The organism is Streptomonospora nanhaiensis (genome assembly GCF_013410565.1).
Lineage (GTDB): Bacteria > Actinomycetota > Actinomycetes > Streptosporangiales > Streptosporangiaceae > Streptomonospora > Streptomonospora nanhaiensis.
This window is the reverse complement of sequence record NZ_JACCFO010000001.1, coordinates 1,468,750-1,488,400: the sequence shown is the minus strand read 5'-3', so window position 1 is coordinate 1,488,400 and position 19,651 is coordinate 1,468,750. Positions and strand designations below refer to the sequence as shown.

Sequence of the window (19,651 nt, the reverse complement as noted above, 5' to 3'; positions counted from 1 at the left end):
CCGCACCAACTTAGTGCGTGGCGGTGACGGGCGCGGCCACCCCAGCGCGTGACCTGCGTAGGAGCGCGGCGCGGGCGGGTGTCAGCTCGCGTTGTGCCGGCTGGCGAACTCCGCCAGCGCCGCCTCGTAGTCGCCCTCCCCGCCGATGCGCTCCCACAGCTGGGGGAACCACGTCGCGGCGTCGTCGAGCCACACGGTCATCTGGCGGGGCTTGTCGGCCAGGAACGCCTCGATGTTGGCGGTGACGGTCTGCACGTAGAACCGGCACACCTCCATGCGCTGGGAGTCGGGCCAGGGGGTGGGGCGGATGACCAGCGCCTTGGCGAAGGCGGTGATGACCCCGGCGGGGTTGCCGTTCTCCCAGCGCTTGGCGAAGCTCTGGGCCACCTGCACGGGGTCGCGCCGCAGGTGGACGTAGAGGGGCTCGTCGCCGTAGCGCTCGTCCAAAGCGCCCAGGAACCACGACAGCCGGTTGTCGACCTCGACGTGCTGGTCGGGGTAGTCCAGCCGGTCGTCGCCGATGCGCCGCGCCCGCGACTCGTGCCCGGCGGTGTAGTTGGTCAGCCGCTCGCAGGCGCGCGCGAGCGTCACCGAGCCGCAGCGGCCGGTGTTCAGGACGAAGACGCGCATACGGTCCCCCCGTGGCGGTACTGGCGGTGCCGAACGCGGACGCCGTGTCGGCATGGTGGCGAAGAATCCCGCGGCGCGCGCGGATGTGCCCCTCGCGGAGTTGTGGGGCCATCGTGCCGCGGTGAGACTATCGTCCCCAGATGTGCGGGCGGTTACGGCGGTCCGCCCGCGCCCGTCGCCGACATGTGCCAGTCTGTTCAGCGGCGCGTGGGCCGCTCGTCGCCCGCCGGACACCGTCCGCCGGAAGCTTTACAGGCTCAGGGAGCGGCGGCCCGTCCCGGCCCGTGCCCGCTCCCGCCCGCGCGGGGGCCCGGGCGCGGACCCGCCCCACGACCCTTGCCCAGATAGGCGGTCCGCTGCCTCCATGTCCGCACCTGCCTCCGCCGCTCCGGCCGCCCCGCCCGCCGACGGCACCCCCGCCGCGCCCGGTGCACCCGGCGCCCGGCCCGCGGGCTACCGCCCCGAGATCCAGGGCCTGCGCGCCGTCGCCGTGCTGCTCGTGGCGGCCTACCACATCTGGTTCGGCCGGGTCTCCGGCGGCGTGGACGTGTTCCTGCTGCTCACCGGCTTCCTGATCACCGGATCGCTGGTGCGCGGCGCCGAGCGCGACGGCGCGGTGCGGTTCGTGCCGTTCCTGACCCGGCTGGTGCGCCGGCTGGTGCCGCCCGCGGCCGTGGTGCTGGGGGCCGTGCTGGCCGCCTCCGCGGTGTGGCTGCCCGCCTCCCAGTGGCAGGAGGTCGCCGACCAGACGGTCGCCGCGGCGCTGTACCACGAGAACTGGCACCTGGCGCTGAACGCGGTCGACTACATGGAGCGCGACGGCGCGGTGTCGCCGCTGCAGCACTTCTGGTCGCTGTCGATCCAGGGCCAGTTCTACCTGGTGTGGGCGGTGCTCATCGCCCTGGCCGCGGCGGCGGCCCGCCTGCTGGGCGCGCCGGTGCGCGCCGCGGCCGCGGCGGCGCTGGCGGCGGTGTTCGCCGCATCCCTGGCCTACTCCGTCCACGCCACGGCCGCCGATCAGGCGTGGGCCTACTTCGACACCGGCGCGCGGCTGTGGGAGTTCGCGCTGGGCGGGCTGCTGGCGCTGGCCCTGCCGCTGCTGCGGCTGCCCGCCGGCCCGCGCGCGGCGCTGGGCTGGGCGGGCCTGGCCGGGCTCGTGCTGTGCGGCGCGCTGGTCGACGTCTCGACGCTGTTCCCCGGCTACATCGCGCTGTGGCCCACCGGGGCGGCCGTGCTGGTGGTGCTGGGCGGCGGCTCGGGCCGCGCCTGGGGCGCCGACGCCCTGCTGGGCGGCCGCGTGCTGACCTGGGTCGGCGACCACGCCTACGCCCTGTACCTGTGGCACTGGCCGGTGCTGGTCTGCTACCGCGAGATCTCCGGGAGCGAACTGCCCGGCGTGCTCGGCGGCCTGCTGGTGCTGGCGGTGTCGGCGGCGCTGGCCGCCCTCACCAAGGCGCTGGTCCAGGACGGCACCACCGCGCTGGGGCGGGTGCGCGGCGGGCGGGCCTGGCCCCTGGCCGTCGCCGCGGCCGCCCTGGTGCCGGTGCTCGCGGCCGCCTCGATGTGGTCGGCCGGACTGGAGGAGCAGCGCCAGCGCCGCCAGGACCTGGCCACCGACCAGATCGCCTACCCGGGCGCGCGGGCGCTGGTGGACCCCCGGATCGACGCCGCCAAACCCGATGTGCCGGTGCTGCCCGCGCCCGCCGACGCCAAGGACGACCAGAACCAGGCGTTCCAGGACGGCTGCCACGCCGGGCTCGACGACGTCGAGGCGATCGTGTGCGAGTACGGCTCCGCCTCGCCGGCCCGCACCATCGCCCTGGTGGGCGCCTCGCGCACCGCCCACTGGTTCCCCGCTCTGATGGGCGCCGCCGAGAACAACGACTGGAAGGTCGTCTCGCTCACCAAGAGCGGCTGCCAGTTCAGCACCGACCCGCCCACGCGCGACGGGCGGCCCTTCCCCGAGTGCGAGCGCTGGCGCGAGGGCGCCATGGACCACCTTGAGCGGCTGCGCCCCGACGCCGTGCTCACCTCCTCCACGCGCGCCACCAGCGCGGGGGAGCGGGTGCACCCGGGTTTCGTGGAGCGCTGGCGCCAGCTCGACGCGCTGGGTATCGAGGTCGTCGGCATCCGCGACCTGCCCCGGCTGGATTACTCCGGCGCCGAGTGCGTCGAGGAGAACGGGCCGGCCGAATGCGTGTCGCCGGAGTCCTTCAGCCACGCCCCGAGCGACCCCGCGCCGCAGGTCAGCGGAATTCCCGACAATGTGCACCTCATCGACCTCACGGAATACGTGTGCCCGTCCGGCAGGTGCCCCGCGGTGATCGGCAATGTGCTGGTCTACTGGGACCACTCCCACCTGACCGCCACCTACAGCGCCACGCTGGCCCCTATGCTTGAGGCGCGCCTGAAGTCGGCCACCGGGTGGTGACCGCCGGCCCGGCCGCGCGCGGCGGTTCCCGCCGCCGAAGGCACCCTGGTTATTCGATCATGAACTTTGGAAGAACAACGTCGGCGAAGTGTTCCGAAGTCGCGGCGTTCCCCTGCCGGGATCCCTTCCTTGCGTTACTGTCGATTTCATCCGTATCGCAGGTGAATTCCGCCATTACGGCGGTTTTCGCGCGGGTCTCCGCACAGAACCCCGGCTCCGGCCGCCCCTGACACCCGCGACAGCCCGCTGATACGATCCGCCGTTCACCGGCGCGGGAATCCCCCGGCTCCGCCCTCGCAGCGGCGCAGCCCGACCAACCTGGAGGTCTCACCATGCGGTTCCTACGGTCCCGGCTCAAGCAGGTGGCAGCCGTCCTCGCCGCCGCGGCCGCGGGCGTCGCGGTCCTGGCCGCGCTGGCGGCGACCGGCGTGCTGAGCTGGGAGGGCGCGGTGCTGCTGGCCGGGCTGGGGGCCGTGGGCGCCGCGGTGGCCGGCAACGCCTGGCTGACCGTGCGGCTGACGCGCCGGGTCTCCACCCTGGACCGCCGCATCGACGCGAGCGCCCGCACGGTGTCCGAGGCCATCGGCACCGACCGCATGGAGATCGTCAAGTCCCTGGACGGCGCCCGCAACGAGCTCAAGCGCGTGCGCGCCCAGACGCTCCCCAAGGTCTCCGCCGAGATGGCCAAGGCCGTCAACCTCCAGGGCCGCAACGACTACGAGCAGCAGGTCGCCTGGAACGAGCTGCGCGACTTCCTGCGCCCCGCGCCCTTCATGCCCTCCCTGCGCGGCTGGGCCGCCTCGCCCGACGTCATGCGCCTGCTGGTCCGCCTCATCGACGAGCGCCGCCCCAAGCTCGTGGTCGAGTGCGGCAGCGGCGCCTCCAGCGTCTGGCTGGGCTACGCGCTGCGCCGCTCCGGCGGCGGCCGGCTGATCGCCCTGGAGCACGACGAGCGCTACGCCGAGCTGTCCCGCCAACTCGTGCGCGACCACGGCCTGGACGACATCGTCGAGGTCCGCCACGCGCCGCTGACCGAGTGGACCCACCCGGCCGGCGGCGACGAACCCGCCCGCACCCAGCCCTGGTACGACACCACCGCCGTGGAGGACCTGCACGACATCGGCCTGGTGTTCATCGACGGCCCGCCCGAGGCCACCGCCGCCGAGGCGCGCTACCCGGCCGTGCCGGTGCTCATGCCGCGCTGCGCCCCCGACGCCGTGCTCGTCCTCGACGACGCTGCCCGCCCCGACGAGCGCAGCATCAGTGAGCGCTGGGTCGCCGACTTCCCCGAGCTCAGCGCCCGCGACGAGGCCGCCGAGAAGGGCGCCCGCGTCTTCACCCGGACGGCGCTGTGACCGACCAGGTCCTGCTGCGGGCGCTGCGGCTGCGCGGCGAGCGCCCCGCGCTGCTCGGCCACACCGGAACGGGCTCCCACGGCCCGCTGCGCGGCCTGCCGCTGCTGCCCGCCGACCTCGTGGTCAACCTCGACCGCACCCCGCCCAACGGCGACCCCCTGCTGGCGCCCGCCGAGACCGGTGCCGACTCCCAGGGCGAGGGCGCCGGGCCCGCGCCGGAGCCCGTCGACCACGTCGGACTGGTCGCGGTGGTCGCCACCACCGTCGCCGACCTGCGCCGCGCCGTCAGCCTGGGCGCGCGCCTGCCCCGCACCCACCAGGTCGTCGCGGTCATCACCAGCCCCGCCGCCCACCTCGACCCCCCGCTGCCGGCCGTGCCCGGCCTGGGCCAGTGGCGCGACCTGCAGGAGGCCCGGGTGGCGCGCCTCGACGGCGGCGGCTGGGCCTGCGAGCTGTTCTTCCTGGAACCCGTCGAGACCGCGCCCGCGCTCGACGCGATCGCCTTCGGCGCCGTCGGCCGCCGCCGCGGCCCCGCCACCGCACCCCCCACCGCGCTCAGCGGGACCGAGGCGCCCGCCTGGCGCCCGGCCGTCCCGCGCGCCCGGGGAGTGCCCCCGCGCGGGCCCGTGGCGCGGCACCGCTCCACACCCGTGGCCGACATCGCGCTGCGCACGGGCGAGGGCCGGCTGCCCGACTGGCGCGACGACGCCGTGCCCGCCCTCGACCGCTACCCGGCCGGCTCCCTGACCTGGGAGCGCATCGGCGCCGCCGACGGCGTGGACCGGGTGCGCGAGGGCACCGCCGGCGGGTTCGACCCCAGCCGGCTGCCGCCCGTGGACGAGCGCGTGGTCAACCCCATCGGGTTCACCGGGGAGTCGCTCCCGCGCGTCGCCGAGTTCGGCGTGCGCGACGGCCGCGCGGTCATCGCCTACGGCCGCCGGGTCTACCTGGAGCTGCCGCCCACCGGCGCCGTCACCGACTCCGACATCGCCCGCCTGCGCGACCTGCGCGGCGTGAAGGTCGGCTGGCGCGGCCACGCCGGCCCGCTGGCCGCCGCGCGCGCGGTGGCCGGACTGGCCGCGGGCGGGGTCCCCCTCTTCTGCGAGGAGGTCCCCGGCTGGGCCGAGCCGCTGGGACCGGAGCTGACCGCGCTGCTGACCTCGGTCACCGCCGCCGACCTCGACGACCGGCTGGCCCGCGAGCGGCACAGCATCCGCCTGCGCCGCACCGCGCTGCGCACCCACGGCACCGCCGCCCGCTGGCGCGAGCTCGCCCGCCAGGCCGGCGTGCGCCCGGTGCCCGAGACCCGCGTCTCGGTGCTGCTGTGCACCCGGCGGCCCGACATGGTGGACTTCGCGCTCGCCCAGGTGGCCGCCCAGCGCGACGTGGAACTGGAGGTCGTGCTCGCCCTCCACGGGTTCACCGCCGAGGACCCGCGCGTGCGCCGGGCGCTGGACGCCTTCGCCCGCACCGGCCGCGGGACCGTCGTCTACGAGGCCCCGGCCGGCGAGGTCTTCGGCACCGTGCTCAACAACGCCGCCGGGCGCGCGTCGGGCACCGTGATCGCCAAGTGGGACGACGACGACTGGTACGGCCCCCACCACCTGGGCGACCTCCTGCTGGCCCGCACCTACGCCTCCGCCGACCTCGTGGGCTGCGCCCAGGAGTTCATCTACCTGGAGGAGATCGACCGCACCGTGTGGCGGCCGGCCGCGACCGAGCGCACCGACCCCTTCGTCGCCGGCGGCACGCTCCTGCTGGACCGCACCGTCCTGGAGGAGTGCGGGGGCTTCCGGCCGCTGCCCCGCGCCATCGACACCCAGCTGCTGCTGGGCGTTGCGGGCGGCGGCGGCCGCATCTACCGCACGCACGGCCACAACTACCTGGTCCGCCGCCGCGCCTCGGGCCACACCTGGAGCGAGGACCCCGGCTACTTCCTGCGCGACGCCGCACGCCAGTGGCCGGGGCGGCGGGCCGGCGGGCTGCTCCTCGACGACGACCCGGCCGGCCGGGCCGGCCACCCCCGCCAACAGGAAAGCGAGTCGGTGTGACGATCCTCGGCGGTCGCAGCGCGGCCACGGACCAGGCGGGACAGGCGGTACCCCGCCCGCCGATCCCCCGGAACGACTACACGGTGCTCGACGTCCCCGCGCTGGGCGAGTGGACCCCGAGCCTGGCGGTCAGCGTCGTGATCCCCGCCCACGGCCACCAGGAGAAGCTCGACCTCGTGCTGGCGGCCCTGGCGGCGCAGAGCTACCCCGCCCACCTCATGGAGGTGGTGGTGGTCGACGACGGGTCCGCGCCGCCGCTGCGGCTGCCCGAGATCCGACCCGAGCACACCCGCCTCATCACCGCCGCGCCCGGCGCGTGGGGGTCGGGCCACGCCCTCAACTGCGGGGTGGCCGCGTCCGAGGGCGCCGTGGTGCTGCGGCTGGACGCCGACATGCTCGTCTTCCGCGAGCACGTGGAGTCGCAGCTGCGCTGGCACCACCAGGCCGACTACCTCGCGGTGCTGGGCCACAAGATGTTCGTGCCGTTCACGCCGGGCGCCGTGCGGCCGGCCGAGGTGCGGCGCGCGGTGGCGGCCGGCGAGGCCGACCGGCTGTTCGACGCCGCCTCCGCCGAACCGCACTGGATCGAGAGCGTCATCGCCCGCACCGACCGGCTGACCGCGCCCGACCCGCTGGCCTACCGGGTGTTCATCGGCGCCACCGGATCGCTGCACCGCGCGGTGTTCGAGGCGGCCGGGGGCATGGCCGGCGACATGGTCCTGGGCGGCGACTCCGAGTTCGCCTACCGGGTGGCCCAGACCGGCGCGGTGTTCGTGCCCGACACCGACACCAGCAGCTGGCACCTGGGCCGCAGCCAGATGCAGGCCAAGCGCGACGCCGGCACCCGGTTCCGCCACCCCTACGTCGCCACGCGGGTGCCCAACTTCGCCAACCGGCGCAAGCAGGGCCCGCGGCAGTGGGCCGTGCCCTACGTCGACGTGGTCGTCGACGTCGCCGAGGCCGCCCTGGAGGACGCCGACACCACGGTGGCGGCGCTGCTGACGGGCGAGACCGCCGACATCCGGGTGTGGCTGGTGGGGCCGTGGCCGGAGCTGACCGACGACCGGCGCTCGCCGCTGGAGGACCCCCGCCTGGACCTGCGGCTGATCCGGGAGACCTTCCGCGGCGACGCGCGCGTCCGCTTCGCCGACACCGCACCCGCCGCCGACCCGCTGGTGCCCTTCCGGCTCACCCTGCCGGCGGGCTGCCGCCCGGCGCCGCGCGGCCTGGCCCGGCTGACCGAGGCGGCCGAGCGCGAGCACGCCGGTCTGGTGCGGGTGGCCGCGGCGGGCGTGCCCGCCTCGGGCCCCGGATCCATCCGGCTGGAGCGCACCGCGGCCTACGCGCGGGCGCGCCACCTGGGCACGCCCGAGGACGACCTGGACGGCGCGGTGGAGCGGCTGTTCGGCCTGCACTGGGTGCGCGGCCCCGGTGTCCTGGCCGAGGGCGCCGCCGAGGAGCCGCCGGAGGACTGGCGGGTCCGGCTGCGCCAGGCCGAGGAGGAGGCGCGCGCCCAGCGGGAGCGCGCCGACCGCCTGGAGCGGCGGCTGGTCTGGCTCAGCCGCGGGCTGCCCGCGCGCCTGGCGCGCCGCCTGGCCCGCTGAGGGAGCCGCCGGGCCGCGGCCGCGACGGCCCGGCCCGGCGGCGCGGCCGCTAGGGCACCATCAGGCTGAGGCCCTCGGCGACGAGCGCGGCGCGCTCCTCGCCCTCGATCTCCACGGTGTGCCCGAAGGTCAAAAGCAGGCCGTTCTTGGTCTCGCGGGTGTCGATCAGTTCGATGCCGTCGCGCACCCGGGAACCGGTGCGCACGGGCTGGAGGAACCGCACGCGGTTGAGGCCGTAGTTGATGGCCATGGAGGGCCGCTGCCGCAGCGTCCACACCTGCGGGCTGAACGCGGACAGCAGCGACAGCGTGAGGAAGCCGTGCGCGATGGTGCCGCCGAAGGGGCCGTTGGCGGCGCGCTCCCGGTCGACGTGGATCCACTGGTGGTCGTCGGTGGCGTCGGCGAACCGGTCGATCCGGTCCTGGGTGACGGTCAGCCAGTCGCTGTAGCCCAGGTGCTCGCCCTTGGCGGCGACCAGCTCGGCGAGGTCGGTGAAAATCCGCATGATCGTCTGCGCTCCTTAGACCCGAACGGAGGACGCCCCCGACTCTAGCGAACCGACCATTCGGTATGGCGATGGGGGAGCGGGCCGCCGAGACCCCGGCGGCGGAGGCCGTCGGCGCGGGCGGTCAGGTGCGGCGCGGCCGGTGGGGACGCCGCGGGTACCTGCGGCGCCGCCCCTGCTCCGGTCAGCCGCCGGACGCGGCGCGCACCACCAGGCCGTTGGGGATGGCGCGCTCGTCTTCGCCGGTGCGGTTGTGCCGCACCAGCTCGCCGGTCGCCGGGTCGCGCGTGAGCAGGGTGGCCGATCCGCCGCCGTCCAGCTCCAGCGCGTCGTGGGCGCCGGCCAGCAGCATCCGCTCGGCCATGTCGCCCAGTGAGGCGCCGGTGGCGCCCGGCACGCGGCCGTCGGCGGTCACGACGACCATCCGCGAACCGTCGGCGGAGAACCCGATGGCGGTGCGCGGGTGGCGGGCGTTGTCGGTGGCGCCGGTGAAGGCGCCGTCGCGCAGCAGCACGTGCCGCCCGCCGATCGCCAGGCGGGGCCGGCCGCCGCCGGCGGCGAGCCGGTAGTCCAGCGCGACCGGGTCGCCGCGCCGCAGCGAGGCGAGGCGGTCGGCGGCCGCGCCGCGGCCCAGCAGCACCCGGGTGCCGGGGGCGACCGCGCCCGCTCCGGCGCCCGAGGTGACGCCGGCCACGCGCCCCCCGGCCACCGCGACCTCGGTGACCGGCCCGCTGGGCGCGGCCCGCTCGCGCGGGTGGTCGCCCCAGTCGGCGGTGAACACGCCGGTGCCGTCGGCGGGGACCTCGTGGCTGTTGAGGCGGTCGACGGCGAGGTCGCCGCCGGGGAGGCCGACGGCGCCGGTGAAGGCGGCGGTGGCCACGCGGCCGCGCCCCGCGGAGTCGACGACGGCGACGGCGCGGTCGTCCCCCGAGGGCGACTTCAGCACGGTGCCGTCGCGCACCGCCGCGCCCAGCGGCGCGTAGGAGGCGCCCGAGTCGAAGAAGTCGCCGTTGACGGCGGCGACGGCGTCCGGCCCGGAGGCCATCTCGCGCAGGAGCGCCCGGGCGGCGACGCTGCCGGGGTCGACGTAGTCCACCTCGGCGCCCGCGGTGAGGTCGACGCGCAGCGTGGTGAAGTACTGCGTGCCGTCGCCGGCGGGGACGGACGCGGTGGAGAGGTGCACCCCGGGGGCGACGGGCTCGGCCCGCTCGGCCGCGCGGGCGGCCGGGGCGGCGCCGGTGAGCAGGACGAACACGGTGAGGGCGAGCGCCGCTGCGGCGGCACGGCGGGACACGGCGGGATACCTCCGAGAGCGCGCAGCCGAAACAGACCGGAAACGGGATGGCAACCCAAAGTAATCCAACGGCGGCGTAGAGTATCGGCCAACGCTCGCCCGGGCGCGCCGCGCACCGTAGTGGCCCAACTACCGCCGATTAACGGCCGTGTATCGCGGGTTGATCCCGTGGCAACACGGTCTGCCTAGAGTCACGGCTGATCGCCCCGCCGTCACCCCCTGCGGAACCGGCGACCGGCTCCCACTGACCCGGCCATCCGACGGGAGTCTGTGATGCGCACGCCACGCCGCGAACCCCCCAGGCGGGACCGCCGCTCTCCCCGGCACCCCACTCCCTGCGCCGCACCGCCTCCGCCCCCGCCGCACCGGGGGCGCGGCCCTGGCGCCGTCCTCGACCCCGCCGGCCCCCTCCCGGGCCTCCGCCGCGCCTCCGATCGGCCCCAAGCCGCCCGGGCGGCGTCGCGGCACCCCGCGGGCACCGGGCCGCCCGGACCCGCCGGCACCCCCGCGCCCGCCGCCCTTGACCGGACGCGGCGCGCGGCCGGGACGTGCCCCGTCCGCAGCGCCGCCGCATCGCCGATGGTGCGCGCGCACGAGCCGCTCCGGCCCCGTCCGGGCCGCCCGACCACCTACGGAGGACGCATGGGCGAGTCGACCACCGCTGTTGAGGTGCCCCTCATCGACATTTCGGGCTGGGACTCCGGGCCGCACGCCCAGGCGCGCATCGCCGCGCGCGTGGGCGCGGCCGCAGCCGACCCCGGGTTCATGCGCGTCGTCGGACATGGGATCCCCGGACAGATCCACGACGGCGTGCGCGAGGCGATCGACCTGTTCTTCGACCGCCCGGCGGCGGGCAAGCTGCGCTACGCGCCGCCCGAGCCCGACTCCGAGCGCGGGTACCGCGCCCCGGCGGCCCCGGGCGCGGCCGAGACCTTCCGCATCGGCACTCAGGCGCGGGACTTCCCCGACCGCGCGCTGCCGGTGGACATCTACCCCGCCAACATCTGGCCCGTGGGCCTGCCGAAGTTCCAGCCGCAGGTGATGGCCTGGTTCGACGCCGCCCAGCGGCTGGCCCGGCGGCTCACCCGCGTCTTCGCCGTGGCGCTGGACGTGCCCGAGGGGTTCTTCGAGCCCTACACCGGCCACTCCATCGACGTGCTCCGCCTGGAGCACCGCCCGCCCGCGCCGGCCGGCACCGCGCCGGCGGCGGCCTCCGGCGAGGAGGCCGCCGGGTACACCGAGCCGGGGCTGCTGCGGGTGGTGTGGGCGGAGGGCGCACCGCTGCAGTTCGCCGACGACCTCGGCCGGTGGCGCGAGGTCGCCCCCTGGCCCGACGCCCTGGTGGTGCACGTGGGCGACCTGCTGGCCCGCTGGACCAACGACCGCTGGCTCGCGCCGCCCTTCCGCGCGGTCCGCCCGCCGGCGCCGGCCGGGCGGACCGGGCAGCGCTGGCGGGCGGCGGCCCTGTCGCACGGCGCCGACTTCGACGCGCTGGTCACCACCCTGCCCACCTGCGTCGGCCCTGACCGGCCCGACTACTACGAGCCGGTCACCGTGGCCCGCCACATGGCGGTCAAGCTCGGCGGCCGGTGGCAGCGGCTGATCACCGGAGCCCGCGGCGGCCGGGACCCGCGCGAGGGCTGAGCCGGCCGGTCCGCCGGGGCACCGCCCTCGCGGCCCGCGGCCCGCGGTCGCCGGTCAGCCGGCCGGGCCGAGCACGACCGACTCCACGGTCAGGCCGCGCAGCTGCTTCCAGTCGATCTCGTAGCCCAGCCCGGGGCGGGTGAGCGGGATGGGGGTGATGCCCTCGTGGGCGCGGACCGACGGGCGGACGGTGTCGCGGGCGAACCGGCCGCCCGCGCCCGGCATCTCGCTGGGGAGGGTCACCCCCGGCAGCGACGCCAGCGCCGCGATCGCGGCGCTGCCCAGGCCCGACTCCGCGTCGGCGCCGCACCACACCGCCCAGCCGGCGTCGACGGCGCGGTCGTGGGCGCGCCGCGCCGGGGTGAGGCCGCCCAGGCGCGCCGGGCGCAGGCTCAGCGCGCCGGCCGCCTCCATCGCGATGGCGCGGTCCAGGGTCTCCAGCGAGTCCACCGTCGTGCTCAGCGCGACCGGCGTGCGCAGGTCGCGGCGCAGCCGCGCGTGGGCCGCGAGGTCGCCGCCGCCGAACGGCTCCTCGATGGCGGCCAGCCCGTAGTCGTCCAGCGCCCGCAGCGCCCGCAGGTGGGCGGGGTCCTCGGTGTAGCGGCCCCCGGCGTCGGCCTGCAGCACCAGGAACGGGAAGCTCTCCTGCACGGTGCGCACCACGTCGATGTCCCAGCCGGGGCCGATCTCCAGGCGCACCCGGCGGAACCCGGCGCCCACCTGGCGGTTGACCTCGCGCACCAGGGACTCCTCGGAGGGCTGGCGGCGGACGGTCGTGCCGGCGGTGAAGGCCGTGCGGTCGCCGCCCAGCGCGTGGGACAGGGGCGTGCCGCGCCGCCGGCTCCACAGGTCCCAGCAGGCGGTGTCGAGCGCGGCGGCCACCGCCGGCTGCCAGGCCAGCCCGGCCCAGGCGGCCTCGGTCTCGGTGGGGCGGTGCCAGGAGTGGCCCAGCAGCGCGGGCGCGTAGTCCTCGACCAGGGCCCGCCACCGCTCGGGGTCGGCCTGGGGGACCTCGCCCCAGCCGGTGCGGCCCCGCTCGTCGACGACGCGTACCAGCGCGTGCCGGGAGAACTCCTGGCGGGTCTGGACCGCGCCGCGCGAGCGGTGGGCCAGCGGCAGCCGGACCAGGGTGGCGTCGACTCCCGCGACGCGGGTGAGGATGGCCGGTTCGGTGCGTGACACGCGTGCTCCGTCTCGATGCGCGGGAGTGGATGGGCGGGGCGGCCCCGCGGCGCCCGCGGGCGCCCCGCCCTCTCGAAACTATCCGCACCGCGCGAATAGTCCACCGGTGCCGCCACGCGGGGTGCGGCGAACGTCTCCCGCGCTCCGCGCCACGCCGGTGCGCGCCGCGCGGGTCGTGCGGCCGGGCGTCGCGGTTCGCGCGGACCGAAGCGGTGGCGGGCCGGCGCGCGTCTGGATAGTGTTTCACCTGCGACTACGCAGTGTGCATCCGCCAATACGCAAGGAGCGTCCCATGCGCCCTCGTCCCGCCCGCGCGGCCCGGGCCCTCGGCTGCCTCGCGGCGGCCGCGGTCCTGGCCGCCGGCGCCGCCCCGGCCCACGCCGCCACGGGCGTCCTGGCCGTCAACGGCGCCGAGCACACCGACCCCCGCGGCTGCCTGCCGCTGGAGGCCGCACCGGCCGCCGTGGACAACCGCACCGACCAGACCGTGTTCGTGCTGGCCGAACCCGACTGCACCGGCGAGGTCACCGCGGTGCTGCTGCCGGGCGAGGCCGACCCCGCGGTGCGGGGCGCCGCCGTCTACGCCCCCTGAGCCGCCCGCGCGCCGCCGCCCGGCTCCGGCTCCTTGACCGCCTCGAAGACCACCGACCCCGGCAGCAGCCGCCGCTCGGCCGCTCCGAACCGCTTGGCCATGGCCTCCTCGACCAGCGCGAACTGCGCGGCTGACAGCCGGAAGCTCTCGGGGAACCGGTGCCAGGTGACCACCGCCCGGCCGCCGGGGCGCAGGACCCGGTGGAACTCCGCCATCCCGGGGTCGAGGTAGGGCCACATGGCCACGGTGTTCACCGACAGCACCAGGTCGAACGCCGCGTCGGGCTCGCCGGTGTCGGCGGCGGTGCCCCGGTGCAGCCGCACCCGGCCCGCCCGCACCCCGGCGGCGTTGCGCCGCCGCGCCATGGCGACCATCTCGGGGGAGGGGTCGACACCGGTCACGTTCACGCCGGGGACCTCGGCGAGCATGCGCACCAGGACACCGGGACCGTGGCCGACCTCCAGGACCCGCCGGCACCCGGCCACGCGGCAGGCGCGCAGCACCTCGGCGTTCTGCGCGCGGTTGGTGAAGGCCAGCACCCAGCCCGCGGCACGGCCCAGCGGCCCCCGGGGCAGGGCGAAGGGGTTGGACCCGGGCGGCCGGCCCGTCCACAACTCGCGATCCGCCATGGCCGCCTCCTCGCCGCCCGGTGTCCAAACGGTCGGACACCACCGGTCGTGGGGAGACGCTACCGCAGACGGCGCGGCCCAACCCCTCCGCGCCGGGCCGCGCCGTCCGCGTCGCGGGCTCAGCCCGCCAGGACCTCGGCGAGCGCCGTGGACTTCAGGCCGTGCGCCTGGGCGACGGCCTCGTTGGTCAGCACGCCGTCGAAGGTGTTGAGGCCCAGCGCCAGCGCCGGGTCGTCGGCCAGGGCCCGCCGCCAGCCCTTGCCGGCCAGTTCCACCACGTAGCGCAGGGTGTCCTTGGTGAGGGCGCGGGTGGAGGTGTTGGGCACGGCGCCCGGCATGTTGGCCACGCAGTAAAAGACGGTGTCGTGCACCGAGAACACGGGGTCGGCGTGGGTGGTGGGGCGGGAGTCGGCGAAGCAGCCGCCCTGGTCGATGGCGATGTCCACCAGCACCGCGCCCGGCCGCATGCGCGAGACCAGTTCGTTGGACACCAGCTTGGGCGCCTTGGCGCCGGGCACCAGCACCGCGCCGATCACCAGATCGGCGTCCAGGACGGCGCGCTCCAGCTCCAGCGCGTTGGACACCACGGTCCGCACGCGCCCCTGGTAGAGGTCGTCGGCGTGGCGCAGCTTGGCGACGTTGAGGTCCAGCAGGGTGACGTCGGCGCCCATGCCCACCGCGATCCGGGTGGCGTTGAGGCCCGAGACCCCCGCGCCGATCACGGTCACGCGCGCCGGGCTGACCCCGGGCACGCCGCCCATCAGCACGCCGCGGCCGCCGTTGGGCCGCTGGAGGGTGGCCGCGCCCACCTGGGGGGCGAGCCGGCCGGCGACCTCCGACATCGGGGCCAGCAGCGGCAGCGAGCCGTCGGGCAGCTGCACGGTCTCGTAGGCGATCCCGGTGACGCCGCGGTCCAGCAGCGCCCGCGTGCACTCCTCGGAGGCGGCCAGGTGCAGGTAGGTGAACAGCGTCTGGCCGCGGCGCATGCGGTGGTACTCCTCGGCCACCGGCTCCTTGACCTTCAGGACGAGGTCGCCCTCGGCCCAGACGTCGTCGGCGGTGTCGAGGATGCGGGCGCCGGCGGCGGCGAACTCCTCGTCGGTGATCGAGGAGCCCAGGCCCGCGCCGCGCTCCACGGCGACCGAATGGCCGCGGGTGACCATTTCGTGGACTCCGGCGGGGGTGATGGCAACCCGGTATTCGTGGTTCTTCACTTCTCGGGGCACGCCGACGCGCACGGGGCTCCTCCTCGTATCGTCATTGACACCTCTTCACTGTGACGTGCCCGCCCCGGGGCGGCCATCTCCAACATGACTGCCGATTTCACGTCTTGTTGACATGGTGTAATCCGGGCGGGCCGGGGCAGGGGCCCGCGGTCACGGCGCGGCGACGGGGGAGTCCTCGGCGGCGGGGCGCCGGCCGCCGGCCGCGCCGGCGCGGACGTACACCGGGCGCCCGGCGACCCAGGTGCGCTCCACCCGCCCGGTGAGGGTGCGGCCCGCGTAGGGGCCGGGGTCGTCCGGCGGCACCGCCTGCCGGGCGTCGGGGTCGAAGGCGACGAGGTCGGCGTCGCAGTCGGGCGCCAGGCGGCCCCGGTGCCGCATCCCCACCAGGTCGGCCGCCGCCGTGGCGGTCCAGCGGGCGATGTCGGCGAGGTCGCAGCCCCGGCGGCGGGCCGCGGTCCACAGCGCCGGAAGGGTCCAGGAGATGCCCGAGACCCCGGTGCCGGGCCGGTGGCCCGAGCCCACGCTGGTGATGGCGCAGTCGCCGCGCTCCAGCAGCACCCGCCACAGGGCCTCGCGGTTGGTGCCGGCCCGCAGCGGCGGGTGGCAGGCGTGGGACGCGGAGTCGTCGGGCACCTGCTCGGCGGGCAGGCACAGGTAGTGCGGGCAGGTCTGGGCGCTGACCGCGACCCCGATCGCGCGCGCGCCGGCCAGCACCGCCGCGCACTCGGCGGCGGTGAAGGGGGAGATGTGGGCGCGGGTGCCGGCCATGCGGGCCGCGGAGATCACCCGCTCCAGGCCGCGCCGCTCGGCGCGCGGCGGGCGGGCCGCCAGCAGGGCGACGTTGCCCGGCCCGGCGGGCGGGGCCAGTTCGGCGGCGTCCTCGGCGTGCACCAGCAGCGGGACCTCCATGGCGGCCAGTTCCACCATGGCCTTGCGCAGCCGGTGGTCGTCGAGCGGGCGGGTGCCGGCTCCGGCGCCGTCGGACAGGGAGCAGTGGAAGGCCACCACTCCGGCGGCGCGCAGGTCGGCGAGGTCGGCGGGCGTGCTGGAGGCGGTGATGCCGCCGAGGAAGGCGACGTTGACGGCGGACTCGGCGGCGGCGGCCAGGTGGACGGTGAGCGCGGCGACGTCGGTGACCGGGGGGGACGCGGGGGCGGCGGCGGCGACGACAGTGGTGACACCGGCCCGCGCGGCGGCGGCTGAGGTCTCGGTGTAGCCCTCGCGCAGCGTGCGGCCGGGTGCCTGCACGGCGGCGTCCAGGTCGATCGCGCCCGGCAGCAGCGCGACCTCACCGAGGTCGACCTGGGTGCGGGCCGGCAGGGGGCGGTCGTAGGCCGTGACGGTGGTGATGCGGCCCGCGCGCACGGCGACCGCCGCAGGAGCCACCCCTTCGGGCGTGACCACGCGGCGCGAGCGGATCACGGTGTCGATATGGGGCATCTGAATCCCCTTCGTTGTTCTGTGGCGAAATTCGTGCGCGGTGGGGCGTATGGTGCCGCCTGTGCCGGGGGTGGTTGTCGCACTCCTAACACGTGCGGCGATTGTTCGACCGTATCGCGCTCGCGGAGGGCTATCGTGCCCGTTGTCCAGTAACGCGCCGGGTGGCGTGCGCGGTTGTCGGCAATCGGTGTTTTTTCCCATGGAATGTCGGAGTTTTCCACCGAGTCCAAAAACCGTTATCGGCATGCACCGAAGAAATTGCAATTGCGGACAGGGGATTCCGCGCCGTATTTTTGCCGAAGGGCGGGGGCGGGACCGATGTTCCGGAGGCGGCCGGGCGCCTCGGCGGCCGTTTGCACGGCGGCCTCCGGCCCGGGCGGGGGCGGCCGGCCGCACCGCCGGGCGGGTCGCGCTTGTGCCCGGGGCGGCCATGGGGTGGAGTGGTGCGGGAGCCGCGCGCGGCGGCCCGACGGTGAGCGCGGCGCGGCCGCCGAGCGCGCCGCAGCGACGGAAGGGACGCACGAGTGCTCCTGGGACCAGAGGTGGGCCGCACCGGGCGCCGGAACGGCCCGGGGCCGCCCGCGGCGGCGCGGCCGGGCCGGTCAGGGCGCGGTCGCCCCCCGGCGGGGGCGGGTGCGCCGCCCCGCCGCCCGTCTCCGACACGCTGTAGTAGATTTATCCTGTTTCGTGGTGGTGTTCGCGCTTGAACGTCGCAGCTCTGCTTGTCGGTCCCGCCGTCCCCGGCCCCCCGCCGCCCGGCCTCGTGCTGCCGGTCCTGGTGGAGGTGTCCGCGCAGACGGCCGCCTGGTTCTGGAGCGGTCTGGGGGTGCTCGTGGGTGCGGCCATCGCCGCGGCGGTGATCCGTCACCGCTACCGCCAGTAGCGACCCCTACCCCACGGAGCGGCACGCGTGAGTTCCTCCGGAGTCCGCGACACCACCCCGGCGCCCCCCGGCGGCACCGCCCCGGGTGCCGACACCGCGGTCACCATCGGCGTCGCCGCGATCGCCGGTGGCGCCATCTCGCTGATCATCGCCCTGGTCACCGGGGGAGCGGTCACGGCCGAGGTGATCCCCGGCCTGCCCGACTCCGGCCCCCTCACCCGATGGGGCCTGCCGGTCTCGACCATGGCGCGCGACCTCGCCTCCGCCCTCACCCTGGGCCTGCTGGTGCTCGCCGTCTTCCTGCTGCCGCTGCCCGCGCCCGAGGACAAGAGCGGGGCGCGCCCCCTGGGCGCCCAGGCCCTGGGCTACGTGCGCGCCGCCTCCTGGGCGGCGCTGTGCTGGGCCGCCGCGGCCGCCGCCACCCTGGTCTTCCAGCTCTCCGACATCTCCGGGCTGCCGCCCCAGGAGGTCATGGGCAACCAGCTCACCAGCTACGCCGTGTCGGTCTCCCAGGGCATCAGCCTGCTGCTGATGATCCTGGCGGCCACCGCGCTGGCGCTGTTCTGCCGTACCGCGGAGTCGGCCTCCTCCGCCGCCGTCCTGGTGGTCCTGGCCGCCGCCGGCATGGTTCCGCCGGTCCTCACCGGCCACTCCGCCTCGGCCGGCGCCCACGAACTCGCCGTCGCCGGACTGGCCCTGCACGTCCTGGCCATCGCCGTGTGGGTGGGCGGGCTGGCCGCCGTCACCTTCCACGGGCTGCGCGCCGGGGCCCAGGACGCCCCCGTGGCCGCCGAGCGCTTCAGCCGGATGGCGCTGTGGGCCTACGCCGGCGTGGCCGTGGGCGGGGTGGCCAGCGCCGTCAGCCGCCTGTACGAGCCCGCGCAGCTGTTCACCACCTCCTACGGCCTGCTGATCCTGGTCAAGATCGCGCTGTTCGCCGTCCTGGGCGCCGTGGGCTACGTGCACCGGCGCGCCACGGTCCCGCGCATCACCGAGACCGCCGGGCGGCGGCTGTTCGCCCGCCTGGCCGGGGTCGAGATCGTGGTGATGGCGGCCGCCATGGCGCTGGGCGCCGCGCTCAGCCGCACCCCGCCGCCGCCCGACGACGGCGGGGTGCCCACCCCGGCGGAGTCGGTGCTGGGCTTCCCCATGCCGCCGCCCATCAGCGCCCAGACCCTGCTCACCCTGTGGCGCCCCGACCTGTTCTTCGCCGTGCTGGTGGCCGTCATGGGCGGCCTCTACATCGCCGGGGTGGTGCGGCTGCGCCGCCGCGGCGACAGCTGGCCCGCGGGCCGCCTGGTGGCGTGGCTGGCGGGGCTGCTGCTGATGACCGCTGTGCTGCTCAGCGGCGTGGCCACCTACTCGATGGTGCTGTTCAGCACGCACATGGTGCAGCACATGCTGCTGTCGATGATGGCGCCGGTCCTGCTGGTGCTGGGCGCCCCCGTGACCCTGGCGCTGCGCGCGCTGCGCCCGGCCCGCCGCCGCGGCGACCGCGGTCCGCGCGAGTGGCTCAACGCCTTCCTCAACAGCCGCTTCTCCAAGGTGGTCACCCACCCGGGCGTGGCCACCCCGCTGTTCGTGTTCAGCCCCTACGTGCTGTACTTCACGCCGCTGTTCGGCATGCTGATGAGCGACCACAGCGGGCACGTCTTCATGAACGTGCACTTCCTGCTCAGCGGCTACCTCTACTACTGGACCATCGTCGGCGTCGACCCCGGTCCGCGCCGCCTGCACCACCTGCTGCGGATCCTGCTCCTGCTGCTGGCCATGGGCGTGCACGCGTTCTTCGGCATCACGATCATGATGCAGACCGAGCCGCTGGCCATGTCCTACTACGGGCAGTTCGACGTCCCGTGGGCCGACAGCGTGGGCGAGGACCAGTACGCCGGCGGCGGGGTCGCCTGGGCGATCGGCGAGATCCCCACCCTGCTGGTCATGCTCGCCCTGCTGCGGCAGTGGGCGGGCGACGAGGAGCGCCGGGAGCGCCGCCGCGAGCGGCACAGCCGCCGGGGCGGCTCCGACGACGCGGACATGGACGCCTACAACGCCTACCTGCAGGAGCTGGACCGGCGGGCCCGCGCGCAGGAGGGCCCGGCGCGGGCCGAGCGCCCGGCACCCGAGGCGCCGGCCGCCGACCAGGAGACCCCCTCCTGACAGCGGCGCCACCCCGGCCGGGGCCACC

The 19,651-nt window shown here is 76.2% G+C and carries 15 protein-coding genes; 8 read left to right on the top strand and 7 right to left on the bottom strand.

Annotation, left to right across the window (positions count from 1 at the left end):
- Positions 1-81: 81 nt before the first annotated feature.
- Complete coding sequence (locus HNR12_RS06400) at positions 82-630, bottom strand: hypothetical protein (RefSeq protein ID WP_179766638.1); 549 nt, start codon at positions 628-630, stop codon at positions 82-84.
- Between the two features lie 364 nt (positions 631-994).
- Between HNR12_RS06400 and HNR12_RS06395 the strand changes: the two genes are divergently transcribed.
- The 4 genes from HNR12_RS06395 to HNR12_RS06380 all read left to right on the top strand — a co-directional run bounded on the left by HNR12_RS06395 (position 995) and on the right by HNR12_RS06380 (position 8,071).
- A complete protein-coding gene (locus HNR12_RS06395; protein ID WP_179766637.1) occupies positions 995-3,061 on the top strand; it encodes an acyltransferase family protein in 2,067 nt (688 codons plus the stop codon).
- Positions 3,062-3,393: 332 nt separating this feature from the next.
- Positions 3,394-4,416 carry a class I SAM-dependent methyltransferase gene (locus tag HNR12_RS06390; RefSeq protein WP_179766636.1) on the top strand — a complete coding sequence of 341 codons (1,023 nt, stop codon included), beginning with the start codon at positions 3,394-3,396 and terminating at the stop codon, positions 4,414-4,416.
- Positions 4,413-6,467 (top strand): glycosyl transferase family 2, encoded by a 2,055-nt coding sequence (locus HNR12_RS06385; RefSeq protein ID WP_179766635.1) that lies wholly within the window; start codon positions 4,413-4,415, stop codon positions 6,465-6,467. Before HNR12_RS06390 ends, HNR12_RS06385 begins: the two co-directional genes overlap by 4 nt.
- Positions 6,464-8,071, top strand: a complete 1,608-nt coding sequence (locus HNR12_RS06380) for a glycosyltransferase family 2 protein (RefSeq protein ID WP_179766634.1) — start codon at positions 6,464-6,466, stop codon at positions 8,069-8,071. Before HNR12_RS06385 ends, HNR12_RS06380 begins: the two co-directional genes overlap by 4 nt.
- 49 nt (positions 8,072-8,120) lie before the next feature.
- On the opposite strand, the gene HNR12_RS06375 is transcribed toward HNR12_RS06380, so the two are convergent.
- A complete protein-coding gene (locus HNR12_RS06375; protein ID WP_179766633.1) occupies positions 8,121-8,576 on the bottom strand; it encodes a MaoC family dehydratase in 456 nt (151 codons plus the stop codon).
- A gap of 184 nt (positions 8,577-8,760) precedes the next feature.
- Positions 8,761-9,870, bottom strand: coding sequence for a phosphodiester glycosidase family protein (locus tag HNR12_RS06370; protein ID WP_179766632.1), 1,110 nt, complete (start codon positions 9,868-9,870; stop codon positions 8,761-8,763).
- A gap of 642 nt (positions 9,871-10,512) precedes the next feature.
- On the opposite strand from HNR12_RS06370, the gene HNR12_RS06365 reads away from it, so the two are divergent.
- Positions 10,513-11,514, top strand: a complete 1,002-nt coding sequence (locus tag HNR12_RS06365; RefSeq protein WP_179766631.1) for an isopenicillin N synthase family oxygenase — start codon at positions 10,513-10,515, stop codon at positions 11,512-11,514.
- 54 nt (positions 11,515-11,568) lie between these two features.
- On the opposite strand, the gene HNR12_RS06360 is transcribed toward HNR12_RS06365, so the two are convergent.
- Positions 11,569-12,696 carry an enolase C-terminal domain-like protein gene (locus tag HNR12_RS06360; RefSeq protein WP_179766630.1) on the bottom strand — a complete coding sequence of 376 codons (1,128 nt, stop codon included), beginning with the start codon at positions 12,694-12,696 and terminating at the stop codon, positions 11,569-11,571.
- A gap of 292 nt (positions 12,697-12,988) precedes the next feature.
- Here HNR12_RS06360 and HNR12_RS06355 point away from each other — a divergent pair, with 292 nt between their 5' ends.
- Positions 12,989-13,288 (top strand): hypothetical protein, encoded by a 300-nt coding sequence (locus tag HNR12_RS06355; RefSeq protein ID WP_179766629.1) that lies wholly within the window; start codon positions 12,989-12,991, stop codon positions 13,286-13,288.
- Here the strand turns inward: HNR12_RS06355 and HNR12_RS06350 are convergent.
- The 3 genes from HNR12_RS06350 to HNR12_RS06340 form a co-directional block, all read right to left on the bottom strand.
- Positions 13,276-13,917: a class I SAM-dependent methyltransferase gene (locus HNR12_RS06350; protein WP_179766628.1), complete on the bottom strand. Its 642-nt coding sequence runs from the start codon at positions 13,915-13,917 to the stop codon at positions 13,276-13,278. The genes HNR12_RS06355 and HNR12_RS06350 overlap by 13 nt on opposite strands.
- A 119-nt stretch (positions 13,918-14,036) precedes the next feature.
- Positions 14,037-15,155 carry an alanine dehydrogenase gene (gene ald / locus HNR12_RS06345; RefSeq protein ID WP_179766627.1) on the bottom strand — a complete coding sequence of 373 codons (1,119 nt, stop codon included), beginning with the start codon at positions 15,153-15,155 and terminating at the stop codon, positions 14,037-14,039.
- Between the two features lie 138 nt (positions 15,156-15,293).
- Positions 15,294-16,583: an amidohydrolase family protein gene (locus tag HNR12_RS06340; protein WP_179766626.1), complete on the bottom strand. Its 1,290-nt coding sequence runs from the start codon at positions 16,581-16,583 to the stop codon at positions 15,294-15,296.
- Between the two features lie 703 nt (positions 16,584-17,286).
- Between HNR12_RS06340 and HNR12_RS06335 the strand changes: the two genes are divergently transcribed.
- Together HNR12_RS06335 and HNR12_RS06330 are read left to right on the top strand one after the other, a co-directional pair.
- Positions 17,287-17,466, top strand: coding sequence for a hypothetical protein (locus HNR12_RS06335; protein ID WP_179765507.1), 180 nt, complete (start codon positions 17,287-17,289; stop codon positions 17,464-17,466).
- Positions 17,467-17,493: 27 nt separating this feature from the next.
- Positions 17,494-19,623 (top strand): cytochrome c oxidase assembly protein, encoded by a 2,130-nt coding sequence (locus tag HNR12_RS06330; protein WP_179766625.1) that lies wholly within the window; start codon positions 17,494-17,496, stop codon positions 19,621-19,623.
- Positions 19,624-19,651: the final 28 nt, after the last annotated feature.